This is a genomic window from Streptomyces sp. SID8352 (assembly GCF_009862265.1).
Classification (GTDB): Bacteria; Actinomycetota; Actinomycetes; order Streptomycetales; family Streptomycetaceae; genus Streptomyces.
In genome coordinates, this window is sequence record NZ_WWGX01000007.1 from 43,368 (window position 1) to 54,678 (window position 11,311).

Consider the following 11,311-nt stretch of genomic DNA (forward strand, 5'->3'; position numbering starts at 1 on the left):
CGCCCGGCCCCGCGCCCCGGGCCCGCCCTTCCGCACCAGTGCCCCGCCCGCGCCGGGCGGGGGCCAATCCAGGTGACGTACCCGCACCGCGCCCGCCCCAGTCCCCCGCACGCGCGCCTCTCCCACATCGAGCACAAGACGCACCGCACTTATCCGGAACCCGAACCCATCCGGTCACCAAACGATCAGTCTGTCGCGGGCGAACGACCGTCAATCGGGCACGGAAGCGACGTAATCGATGATTTGAGCAACTGGGCGTAGCAGCACCAGTACGAAGCGTTATTCTCCTCAGACGCATTCCGGTAACCACCGTCGCTACGACGGGTGAAAGGTTCCGTACTGCACGTGATGGAAGCTCTGCCTCTGGGAGTCCCGTGTACCCACACGTCGGGGTTGACGCCTCGGGCCTGGCTACGCTGCGCGCAACGGTCAAATCGGCCCGAGACCTCTTGCGCGGCTTCGTCCCCACCGCGTACGCCGTCCCCGCCCTCGCCACCGCCGCCGGCCCGCACCACGCCCTCGCCACCGCGACCGCCCCCGCCGGTCCGTGCTACGCGCTGGCCGACGGCGGCGCCGCCGTCGGCAGACGGGCCCGCTCGTCCGGCGCCGCCACCACCCACCGCCGTCCCGCGGCCGACAGTGACAGCGCCCGGATGATGGACCTCGTCGAGCGGGCCCAGGCCGGCGAGGCCGAAGCCTTCGGGAGGCTCTACGACCAGTACAGCGACACCGTCTACCGCTACATCTACTACCGGGTGGGCGGCAAGGCGACCGCCGAGGACCTCACCAGCGAGACCTTTCTGCGCGCCCTGCGCCGCATCGGCACCTTCACCTGGCAGGGCCGCGACTTCGGCGCCTGGCTGGTGACCATCGCCCGCAACCTCGTCGCGGACCACTTCAAGTCCAGCCGCTTCCGGCTGGAGGTGACCACCGGCGAGATGCTCGACGCCAACGAGGTCGAGCGCTCCCCCGAGGACTCCGTCCTGGAGTCCCTCTCCAACGCCACCCTGCTGGAGGCCGTGCGGCGGCTCAACCCGCAGCAGCAGGAGTGCGTCACCCTCCGCTTCCTCCAGGGCCTCTCGGTCGCCGAGACCGCCCGCGTCATGGGCAAGAACGAAGGGGCCATCAAGACCCTCCAGTACCGCGCCGTACGCACCCTGGCCCGGCTGCTGCCGGACGACGCCCGCTGAGCGCCCGACGGCCCGCCGCCCCGGGAGCCCGAGCAGCCGGGACCCCGGGCGCCCCCGCACCCGCGACACCCCGCGCCCGCGCCCGCGCCCCCGCGGCCGTCCCGGCACCCCGGAAGCCCGGCGCCGATCCCGCACCGTCCGCCACCACCCACCGCGATCCCCAAGTCACCATCGGTGAGATTCCGTTGGGACGGCGGCCCGATCATCCGTCGTCCGTAACCCAAGTGCCGCGCCATTCGTTGTGCGGGATGCAGGCTCCCTGTGGTCGCTCCCCGGCGCCCGCGGCTCACACGATCGTGTGGCCCCGGACCGGGCGGGCAACCCTCAGGACCCCCTGGGGAGTCGACCGTCATGACGAGAGGAGGTGCCGCCAGTGATCGCGAACGTATCGGCGCACCGGCGGGCGAACGCCTTCGCCCAGGCTCTGGAGGAGCAGACCGATCCCGGGGCGGCGGCCGAGGAGTCCGGAGGTCCGGCGGCCGCCGGTCCCCCGGGGGAACCGCCCGGGCAGGCCGGGGCGTCCGAGCGGAGGGGGCTGCCGGCCCTCGCCGCCGGTCTGGAGGCGCTGCCCCGGCCCGTGCTGGACCCCGAGGTCAAGACCGTGCAGCGGGCCCGGCTCGTGGCCGCGTTCGAGTCCATGCTCCAGGAGGGCACGGCGAGGGGTGCCGCGGCGGGCCCGACCGTGCCCGAGCAGCGCCAGGGCCGCGGCGCCCACCGGGCCGCCCCGCTGAAGAGGTTCCGGCCCCGCACCCGGCTGGCCAAGACCCTCACCGCGGGCGGCCTCAGCGTCGGCGTCGCCGCCGGAGCCCTCGGCGGAGTGGCCGCCGCCAGTTCCGACGCCCTGCCCGGCGACTCGCTCTACGGGCTCAAACGCGGCATCGAGGACTTCCGGCTCGGCCTCGCGGACGGCGACGACGAACGCGGTCGCGCCTATCTGGACCTGGCCTCCACCCGGCTCAACGAGGCCCGGCGGCTGATGGAGCGCGGGCGCAGCGGCCCCCTCGACCACGAATCGCTGGGCGAGATCCGCCGCGCCCTGTCCGGCATGCGGCACGACGCCTCCGAGGGCCACCGCCTGCTCAGCGCCGTCTACGCGCGCGACCCCGACTCCCTCGGCCCCATGCAGGCCCTCTCCTCCTTCTCCCGCTCCCACGCGGAGGCCTGGGGAGCCCTGCGGGACCGGCTGCCCATGCAGCTCGGGGACGTCAGCGAGGAGGTGACCTCGGTCTTCGACGCCATAGAGGACGACGTCGCCCCGCTGCGCTCCCTGCTCCCCCGGCCCCCGGCCGACAGCGGCTCCACCACCCCCGGCAGCCGCCCCGGCTCCTCCCGACCGGCCGCCCCCGGCACCCCGGGCGCCAGCCACCCGGCGCCCCCCGGCGACCGCACCGGCACCTCCGGCGACGGCTCCACCGAAGAGGGGCCGGGCCACAGCAGCGGGCCCAGCGAGTCCACCGGCCTCGGCCACGAGGGCGAGGGCCTGCTCGGCGGCGGCACCGGCGGCCTGCTCGACCCGCCCGCGGACACCGCCGGACCCGCCGCGCCGTCCACCGGCCCCACCCCGCCGGCCGCCCCCGACGTCACCCTCCCGCCCCTGCTCCCGGGTCTCCTGCCCGGCCTGGGCATCGAGGGCAAGGACGCCAAGGACACCGGCTGACCCACCCGTCCCCCCGGGTCCGTGGACACGGCGAGGGGGCGCTCCCGCACGGGGCGCCCCCTCGCCGTGCCGCGCGCGGAGCGACCGGACGGGGGCCCTCCGCGCGCGGGGGGCGCCGTGCCGGAGGAAGGCCGGTCGGCCCGTCACCAGCCCGTCGAAGACCGGTCGCCCCGTCGGAAGAAGACCGTCAGAAGAAGACCGACCGGCGTTGGACCAGCAGCTTGTACAGGGTGTGCTGGATCTGCTCCCGCACCTGGTCCGTCAGGTTGAACATCAGCATCGGATCGTCGGCCGCCTCCGGCGGATGGCCGTCGGTCCGGATCGGCTCACCGAACTGGATCGTCCACTTCGTCGGCAGCGGCACCGCCCCCAGCGGCCCCAGCCAGGGGAACGTCGGGGTCAGCGGGAAGTACGGAAGGCCCAGCACCCGCGCCAGCGTGCGCGAGTTGCCGAGCATCGGATAGATCTCCTCCGCGCCGACGATCGAGCACGGGACGATCGGCACCCGCTGCCGCAGCGCCGTCGACACGAACCCGCCGCGCCCGAAGCGCTGGAGCTTGTACCGCTCGCCGAACGGCTTCCCGATCCCCTTGAACCCCTCCGGCATCACCCCGACCAGCTCGCCCCGGGCCAGCAGCCGTTCGGCGTCCTCCGCGCAGGCCAGGGTGTGGCCCAGCTTGCGGGCCAGCTCGTTCACCACCGGCAGCACGAAGACCAGATCCGCCGCCAGCAGCCGCAGGTGCCGCCCCGCCGGATGGTGGTCGTGCACCGCGACCTGCGCCATCAGCCCGTCCAGCGGCAGCGTCCCGGAGTGGTTGGCGACGATCAGCGCCCCGCCCTCGGCGGGGATGTTCTCCACCCCCCTCACCTCGACCCGGAAGTACTTCTCGTACAGCGGGCGCAGCAGCGACATCAGCACCTGGTCGGTCAGCTCGGCGTCGTAGCCGAAGTCGTCGACCTCGTACTCCCCGGTCAGCCGCCGCCGCAGGAAGGCCAGCCCGCCCGCGACGCGCCGCTCCAGTCCGCCCGCCCCACCCGCACCCTCCGGGCCCGGTGACCCGGCCGGCCCCGCGGCCCCGGGCTGTCCCGGGGACCCGGCCGGTTCCGCGGGCTCCGGGCCGGGTGCCGAGTCCGCGGACGGCGGGACCGGCTCCCCCGTCCCGTCCGCCGGGCCGTCGTCCCGGGCCCCGCCGCGCACCGGCAGCGGCTGCACCGCGCCCGGCCCCCCGGGCTCCGCGTCCAGGCGGCGTCCGTTCCGGCGGCGGGGCGCGCCGGAGCCCCGCGACCGGTCGTCGTCGAAGGGAATGACCTTGGCGTCCGCCATCGTTGCTGCGCTCCTCAGTTGGCGCTCTGCGTCGGGAGGTGGCCGCCGTCCCCCGGGGACAGCGCGGCGATCCGGTCGACGGCCCCCGCCAGGGCCTCCGGCGGCAGCAGCCCCGGCCCGCGGGACCGCGCGAAGTCCGCGAAGGCCCCGGCCGTCGAGTACACCGGGCGGAACCCGAGGGTCTCCCGCATCTGCCGGGTGTCCACCACCCTGCCGTGGGTCAGCAGCCGGATCTGCTCCGGTGAGAAGTCCGTCACCCCCAGCGTACGCACCAGCGATCCGGCCCAGGTGACCGCGGGCAGCGGCAGCGGCACGGTGGGGCGGCCCAGCCGCCGGGAGCACTGGGACAGCAGCAGCACCCCGTCCCCCGCGACGTTGAAGGTGCCGCTGTTGAGGGTGCCCCGGCGCGGCTCGCGCGAGGCGATCCCCAGCACCTCGACCACGTCGTCCTCGTGCACGAACTGGAGCCGCGGATCGTAGCCGAACACCGTCGGCAGCAGCGGCAGCGCGAAGTACGAGGTGAGCGGGGTCTCCGCGTTCGGGCCCAGGATGTTGGCGAACCGCAGCACGCAGACGGCGACATCGGGCCGGCGCCGCGCGAAGCCGCGCACATAGCCCTCGACCTCCACCGCGTCCTTGGCGAACCCACCGGTGGGCAGCGACCTCGGCGGCGTGGTCTCCACGCAGACCGCCGGATCGCGCGGCGCGGAACCGTAGACGCTGGTGCTGGACTTCACCACCAGCCGCTTCACCGACGGCGACTTCTGGCAGGCGCCCAGCAGTTGCATGGTGCCGATGACATTGGTCTCCTTGACCGACGCCCGGCTCCCGCCGCCCAGCGGCATGCCCGTCACGTCCAGGTGGACGACCGTGTCCGCGCCCGTCTCCGCCAGCACCCGCCCGATGGCCGGCTGCCGGATGTCGGCCCGGACGAACTCGGCGCCGCCCAGCCGGTGCTCCGGCTCCACCGCGTCCACCGCGACGACCCCGTCCACCCCCGGCTCCCGCAGCAGACGCCGGACGAACCGGCCCCCGAGCCGCCGGGCCGCACCGGTCACCAGCACGACCTTGCCCAAGATCAGCGCCTTCCTTCCGCACTGCCCCGGCCGCGCCCGCCGCGCGCCCGTGCCTCTGCCGTACCTTGCCGTCTTCCCCCCGGTGGCGCCAACCCAGCCTGCCGGTGTCGCCCTCCGGTCGCACCGGATGCAGCAGGCCGGCCGCCGCGCCCGCCCCCGAGGAACGACTGCGGCCCCCCACCGGTTCCGGTGGGGGGCCGCAGACCACGCTCTCGCGCCGTCCCGTCGCCTACTTCTTGTTGCGACGCTGGACGCGCGTGCGCTTGAGCAGCTTGCGGTGCTTCTTCTTGGCCATCCGCTTGCGCCGCTTCTTGATAACAGAGCCCACGACTACCCTCGCTCACTTCTCATCACTCGGTTGTTTGGGCGCCATGGGCCCACACGACCTACGAGGGGCCAGCCTACCCGCCCGAGCGCCGAGGTCGTAATCGAGGCGGCGTCAGGCCGTTTCCACCCCCACGTAGCTCTCCCGCAGGTACTCGTGAACCGCCTGTTCCGGGACACGGAAGGACCGCCCCACGCGGATGGCGGGCAGATGACCGCTGTGCACCAGCCGGTACACGGTCATCTTGGACACGCGCATCACCGCGGCGACCTCCGCCACGGTAAGGAACTGGACCTCGTTCAGAGGCCTTTCGCCAGCAGCCATGACACACCTGAACCTTCCGCACTCGACGGGCACCGGCTTCCCCTCCGGTCACTCTTCGTCGCTGCGTGCTCACTCCCCAATGTAGGGGCGGGTGATGCGAATGGGGAAGAGGTGCACCCATGACCGTCCCCGACCGGCAGCCCGGCGCGGGCGAGCACATACCGGGCCAGCGGCCGGTAGCACTCGGGCGGCGCCCCGTCCTCCAGGGGTACGGCGACGGCCACCGCGCCCTCCTCCTCCCCGACGAACAGCGCCGGATCGTCCGTGTCGGCCGGGCCCATCGCCTCGAACCCGAGCTGACCTGCGCCGCAGACCCAGCCGTGGTCACCGATCACCAGCTCCGGGAGCGGCCCCCCGGCCTCCGCCGCCGCGTCCAGCGCGGTCCGCACGGGCAGCGGCGAGTGCGCGTGCGCGCCCGGCTCACCACCGGAGCGTTCCGTACCGGGCACACGCACCGACGCCACACCGCGGACGTACTCCAGGACATGGGTGCGTAGACCGAACCGGGTCAATATGTCGATACGGCGACCATGCGCCGGGGTGAGGACGGCACATCCCGCCGCCGACAGGGCCCCGGCCACGGCGGCGTAGAAACCGAGCAGCGGACCGGGGTGGCCGGTGCCGAGCAGGACGGGGGCGCGGCGCTCGGCGGCGACGGCGAGCCGGACGGCGAAGGCGTCCAGGGCGGCCACCGTGCGGTCGGGGTCGATCGTGTCCGGTCCCGAGGTGTGCCGGGGGTCGGCCGGGACGCCGCACCGGTCGGCCATCAGCCGCAGCAGCTCCGGCTGCGTCCAGTCCCGCCGGGGGTCGATACCGATCAGCGCCCGGGGATCGCGCGCGGCGAACAACCGGTAGCTGCGCAGACCCGCCTCCCGGCTCGTCCCCACCACCCCGGCCAGCCGGGCGGCCACCAGATACTCCCGAAGCCCCGCGTGATCCACCACGCGCCGATCCTCCCGCACCCCGCCCCCGGATCACGGCAGAACACCCGGACCGCCCCTCCGACGAGTGGCCGAAAAGGCTCCGGGGCGGGGGAGGCGGCCGGGGGGCGGGGCGGCTCCACCGGAGCGGTCCGGAACGGCTCCGGCGGTGGAAGCGGGACGGCTCCGCCCGGGGCGGACCGGACGGCCACGTCCAGAAGGGCCGGATACGGCTCCCGCCGCCGGGCACCGCACGGCCGGGGGGCCGAACCACGGACCGGACCCCATCGGGCCTCGGGCGCCACCGGCGGCGGCCACCGCCGACCACCGGCCCAGTGCATCCCCGGACCCGTGCCCCGGCGGGATGCTCCGGAGCCGCGGCGGGATGCTCCGGGGCCCCGGCGGGATGCTCCGGGGCCCCGGCGGGACTTTCCGGACCCCCGGCGGCACGTTCCGGGGCCCCGGCGAGACGTCCGCACCCGCACCCCGGGCGGGGCGACCGGGCGCCCGTGCCCCGGACCCGTTCACCGGGGTGGGGCCCCGCCCCGGGTGCTACGCCAGCAGCCCGCGCAGCGGGAACACCGCCCGCCGCGCCGCCAGGACGGCCTGGTCCAGCCGGTCCGCCGGGTCGTACCCCGCGTCCCACTCCGACCACCCCACCGGCGACCGCCCGTCGGTCATCCGCATCGGCCCCAGTTGCCGCGTCCGGGCGAACACCTCCTGGCGCCACCCCTCCGGGATCACCGTCTCCGGCGCCACCGGACGCCCCGCCGCGATGCCCACCAGATGCGTCCACGACCGCGGCACCACCTCGACCACGGCGTAACCGCCGCCGCCCAGCGCCACCCACCGTCCGTCGGCGTACTCGTGCGCCAGCTCGTGGCACGCCTCCTGCACCGCCCGCTGCGCGTCCAGCGACACCGCGAGGTGGGCGAGCGGGTCCTCGAAGTGCGTGTCGGCGCCGTGCTGCGTCACCAGCACCTGCGGCCGGAAGTCGGCGACCAGCTCGGGCACCACCGCGTGGAAGGCCCGCACCCAGCCCGCGTCCCCCGTCCCGGCCGGCAGCGCGATGTTCGCGGCCGACCCCTCCGCGCCGCCCGCGCCGGTCTCCTGCGGCCAGCCGGTCTGCGGGAACAGCGTCCGCGGATGCTCGTGCAGCGAGATCGTCAGGACCCTCGGGTCCTCCCAGAACGCCGCCTGCACCCCGTCGCCGTGGTGCACGTCCACATCGATGTAGACGACCCGCTCGGCGCCCAGCTCCAGCAGCCGGGCGATGGCCAGCGCCGCGTCGTTGTAGACGCAGAACCCGGCCGCGCCGCCCGGCATGGCATGGTGCAGCCCGCCCGCGAAGTTCACCGCGTGCAGCACCTCCCCCTGCCACACGGCCTCCGCGGCGGCCACCGACTGCCCGGCGATCAGCGCCGACACCTCGTGCATCCCCGCGAAGGCCGGGTCGTCGACCGTCCCCAGCCCGTACGACGGGTCCGCCGCCGCAGGATCGGCGGAGGCGGCCCGCACGGCGTCGATGTAGTCCTCGCGGTGCACCAGCCGCAGCGTCGACTCCCCGGCGGGCTTCGCGGCCACGATCTCCAGCCCGGCGTCGAGCCCCAGGGCCGTGACCAGCCGCCGCGTCAGGGCGAGCCGTACCGGGTCCATCGGGTGGTCCGGGCCGAAGTCATAGCCCGTGACCGCCTCGTCCCACATCAACCGTGCGCGACCGCTCATGACGGTCACCGTATCGGTCCGCGCCGGTCCCGAACGACCGGGCGTGCACCAGGGTCACCAGGACCAGCGCCATCGGCACGAGCATCGCCCCCCGGTGGCTCCAGGCGTCCCCGAGCGCCCCCACCAGGGGCGAACCGATCAGGAATCCGACGTAGTTGAAGACGTTGAGCCGGGCCACCGCCGCGTCCGACGCCCCGGGCCCGTACCGCTCGTGGGCCAGCCGCCCCGCCGCCGCGAAGGTCTGCGGCACCAGCACGCACAGCCCGAGCCCCAGCAGCGTGAACCCGAGCATCCCCGCCCACGCCCCCGGTGCCGCCGCGACCACCGCGAAACCGGCCGCCGCCGTCACCGCCCCGGTCCGCACCACCGCCGCGGCACCGAACCGCCGCACCCCGTGGTCCCCCAGGGCCCGGCCCACCAGCGTCGTCACCATGTAGACGTTGTAGGGCACGGTCGCCATCTGCTCGGAGCCGCCCAGCACGTCCTGGACGTACTTCGCGCTCCAGTTGGAGACCGTGGAGTCCCCGATGTACGCGAACGTCATCACCAGGCACAGCGGCAGCAGCATCCGGAAGCCGATGCCGCCGGCCGCGTCCTTCCCCGCGTCCCCGGCGCCGACCGCGCTCGCTGCTCCGGCTACCGCTCCGGCTCCGGCATCCTCGACGGCTCCGGCGCCCCCGACGGCCCCCGCCGTCCCGACGGCTCCGGTGTCCCCGGCGGCCTCCGGGGTCCCGTCCCGCTCCCGGTCCCGCGCGTCGACGTACCAGCGGCTCCCCACCAGCACCGCCGGCACCAGCACCCCCACCACCGGCAGATACGACACCCAGAGCGCCGGCCCCCAGTGCGCCCCCGCCCACGCCAGCGACGCCCCGAGGATGCCGCCCAGGCTGTACGCGGCGTGGAAGCCGAGCATGATGCTCCGCCCGTACGCCCGTTGCAGGCTCACCCCGAGCATGTTCATCGCCGCGTCCAGCGCGCCGACGGCCACCCCGAACACCGCGAGCGCGACGGCGACCTGGGCCATCCGGTCACCGGCCCCGACGCCCAGCAGCGCCAGCAGGGCCAGCGGCTGCGACCAGCGCAGCACCCGGCTCGGGGGCGTCCGCCGCACCAGCCGCTCGGTGGCCACGCTCCCGGCACCGGCCAGGACGGGCACCGCGGCCAGGAAGACCGGCAGCAGCGCGTCGGAGATGCCGTACCGGTTCTGGACGGCCGGGATGCGCGTGACCAGCAGGGCGAAGGCGACGCCCTGGGCGAAGAAGCAGAAGGCGAGCGAGGCCCTGCCGCGCCGCAGCACATCGGTCATGGCGGCGAGCGTAGGGCCCCGACCTACCGGTGGGTAGATCCGGCCGGCACCGGATTCCCCGCAGTCGTGTGCACGTCGGTCTCCGGCACCGCCCGGTCCGCCGCCGCGGCGGCGGCCACCATGTGCGCCATGGGGACGGCTCCGAGGGCACCGCTCACCATGAAGCCGAGCACCATCGTGGCGACCAGGACGACGGAGCCCAGCCACACCATGGTGTCGACCGGCACGGAGTACGCCCCCGCGGTCCGCACCGCGCACTCCGCGACGAACGCCGTCCCCCACACCACGGTGAACCTCCGCTCCGCCGCCCGGAAGGCGGACGACTCCCGCCGCAGCCGGGCCCAGGCAGCGTCCCGGCCCGGATCGCCCTTGACCAGCCAGGGCTTGAGCGACGCCGTCATCATCGGCCGCCCCAGGGCGGCGGAGACCAGCAGCACGATCCCGACGACGCCGCTGAGGGCGCTGTCCTTGACCAGCATCAGCCGGGCGTCACCGGTCTCCAGCTTCGCGGCCGGGGCCCCTCAGCCCGGTAGGAACGATCGTCCGGTGCCGGGCATGACGGATGTCAGGTCGGGCCGGGTACCGCGCCGTCAACGGGCCCCGGCCAGCAGGCCGGTCAGCTCCCCCATGTCGGCGAAGAGGCGGGAGGCGCCGTCCAGTACGGCGGGCGGGGTCATGGCGGTGAACCCGAACACGTCCATCCCGGCGGCGACGGCGGCCCGGACGCCGAGCGCGCTGTCCTCGACGACGGCGCACCGGTCCGGGGCGACGCCCATCCGCGCGGCGGCGTGCAGGAAGAGATCCGGCGCGGGCTTGCCCCGGCCGACGTCCTCGGCACTGAAGATCCGCCCGTCGTCGAACCACCGGTCGAGCCCGGTGCGGCGGTGGCCCACCCTGATCCGCTCGTGGCTGCCGGAGGAGGCCACGCAGTACGCCACCCCGTCCGCGGCCAGCTTCCCCAGCACCTCGGCGGCTCCGGGGACGGGCTCCAGGTCCCGTTCGAAGGCGGCGAACACCCGCTGGTGGAAGGCGTCGTCGAAGTCCTCGGGCAGCCGCCGCCCGGTCCGCTCCAGGACGAGGTCGTGCACCCGGTGCAGCGCGGCACCCATGTAGTCCCGCAGCGAGTCCTCGTAGGTCGTGGGGTGTCCCAGCTCGGTCAGGAAGCCGGCGAGGAGCCGGTTGGAGATCGGCTCGCTGTCGACGAGCACACCGTCGTTGTCGAAGATGACCAGGTCATAGCGCATGCCTTTGACCCTATGGGTTGCCCCTGGAACGCAGAAAAGCCCCGCACCATGAGGTGCGGGGCTTTCCCCAACAATTGTTCGGCGGCGTCCTACTCTCCCACAGGGTCCCCCCTGCAGTACCATCGGCGCTGTAGAGCTTAGCTTCCGGGTTCGGAATGTAACCGGGCGTTTCCCCTACGCTATGACCACCGAAACACTATGAAACACAACCCGCAACCCC

General features: G+C 74.5%; 9 protein-coding genes, 1 rRNA gene and 2 pseudogenes. 2 read left to right on the top strand and 10 right to left on the bottom strand.

Going from position 1 to position 11,311, the window contains the following annotated elements; translation table 11 throughout:
- Nucleotides 1-374 precede the first annotated feature (374 nt).
- On the top strand, nucleotides 375-1,190 hold the full coding sequence (locus tag GTY84_RS02995; protein WP_161224512.1) for an ECF subfamily RNA polymerase sigma factor, BldN family: 816 nt from the start codon (nucleotides 375-377) through the stop codon (nucleotides 1,188-1,190).
- A gap of 373 nt (nucleotides 1,191-1,563) precedes the next feature.
- On the top strand, nucleotides 1,564-2,847 hold the full coding sequence (locus GTY84_RS03000; RefSeq protein ID WP_161224513.1) for a DUF5667 domain-containing protein: 1,284 nt from the start codon (nucleotides 1,564-1,566) through the stop codon (nucleotides 2,845-2,847).
- Between the two features lie 187 nt (nucleotides 2,848-3,034).
- On the opposite strand, the gene GTY84_RS03005 is transcribed toward GTY84_RS03000, so the two are convergent.
- The 10 genes and pseudogenes from GTY84_RS03005 to rrf form a co-directional block, all read right to left on the bottom strand.
- Entirely contained in the window at nucleotides 3,035-4,171 is a 1,137-nt protein-coding gene (locus GTY84_RS03005) for a lysophospholipid acyltransferase family protein (protein ID WP_161224514.1), read from the bottom strand.
- A 14-nt stretch (nucleotides 4,172-4,185) separates the two neighbouring features.
- Nucleotides 4,186-5,247 carry an NAD-dependent epimerase/dehydratase family protein gene (locus GTY84_RS03010; RefSeq protein ID WP_161224515.1) on the bottom strand — a complete coding sequence of 354 codons (1,062 nt, stop codon included), beginning with the start codon at nucleotides 5,245-5,247 and terminating at the stop codon, nucleotides 4,186-4,188.
- A 229-nt stretch (nucleotides 5,248-5,476) separates the two neighbouring features.
- Nucleotides 5,477-5,575 (bottom strand): AURKAIP1/COX24 domain-containing protein, encoded by a 99-nt coding sequence (locus GTY84_RS03015; RefSeq protein WP_003948845.1) that lies wholly within the window; start codon nucleotides 5,573-5,575, stop codon nucleotides 5,477-5,479.
- A 111-nt stretch (nucleotides 5,576-5,686) separates the two neighbouring features.
- Nucleotides 5,687-5,896, bottom strand: a complete 210-nt coding sequence (locus tag GTY84_RS03020) for a helix-turn-helix domain-containing protein (RefSeq protein WP_161224516.1) — start codon at nucleotides 5,894-5,896, stop codon at nucleotides 5,687-5,689.
- 137 nt (nucleotides 5,897-6,033) lie between these two features.
- Nucleotides 6,034-6,840: pseudogene (locus GTY84_RS03025) on the bottom strand (phosphatase); the annotation flags it as partial.
- A 528-nt stretch (nucleotides 6,841-7,368) separates the two neighbouring features.
- On the bottom strand, nucleotides 7,369-8,541 hold the full coding sequence (locus GTY84_RS03030) for an acetoin utilization protein AcuC (RefSeq protein WP_161224518.1): 1,173 nt from the start codon (nucleotides 8,539-8,541) through the stop codon (nucleotides 7,369-7,371).
- Nucleotides 8,492-9,847, bottom strand: a complete 1,356-nt coding sequence (locus GTY84_RS03035) for an MFS transporter (protein ID WP_202549046.1) — start codon at nucleotides 9,845-9,847, stop codon at nucleotides 8,492-8,494. Before GTY84_RS03035 ends, GTY84_RS03030 begins: the two co-directional genes overlap by 50 nt.
- A 23-nt stretch (nucleotides 9,848-9,870) precedes the next feature.
- Nucleotides 9,871-10,344 (bottom strand): annotated as a pseudogene (locus tag GTY84_RS03040) (VC0807 family protein); the annotation flags it as partial.
- A gap of 93 nt (nucleotides 10,345-10,437) precedes the next feature.
- Complete coding sequence (locus GTY84_RS03045) at nucleotides 10,438-11,091, bottom strand: HAD family hydrolase (RefSeq protein WP_161224519.1); 654 nt, start codon at nucleotides 11,089-11,091, stop codon at nucleotides 10,438-10,440.
- A 76-nt stretch (nucleotides 11,092-11,167) separates the two neighbouring features.
- A 5S ribosomal RNA gene (gene rrf, locus GTY84_RS03050) occupies nucleotides 11,168-11,284 on the bottom strand.
- Between the last annotated feature and the right edge of the window lie 27 nt (nucleotides 11,285-11,311).

Bases quoted from the DNA above. Each gene is read 5' to 3' on its own strand.
- GTY84_RS03005 (WP_161224514.1), bottom strand. From the start codon at position 4,171: ATGGCGGACGCCAAGGTCATTCCCTTCGACGACGACCGGTCGCGGGGC.
- GTY84_RS03020 (WP_161224516.1), bottom strand. From the start codon at position 5,896: ATGGCTGCTGGCGAAAGGCCTCTGAACGAGGTCCAGTTCCTTACCGTG.
- GTY84_RS03030 (WP_161224518.1), bottom strand. From the start codon at position 8,541: ATGAGCGGTCGCGCACGGTTGATGTGGGACGAGGCGGTCACGGGCTAT.
- GTY84_RS03035 (WP_202549046.1), bottom strand. From the start codon at position 9,847: ATGACCGATGTGCTGCGGCGCGGCAGGGCCTCGCTCGCCTTCTGCTTC.
- GTY84_RS03045 (WP_161224519.1), bottom strand. From the start codon at position 11,091: ATGCGCTATGACCTGGTCATCTTCGACAACGACGGTGTGCTCGTCGAC.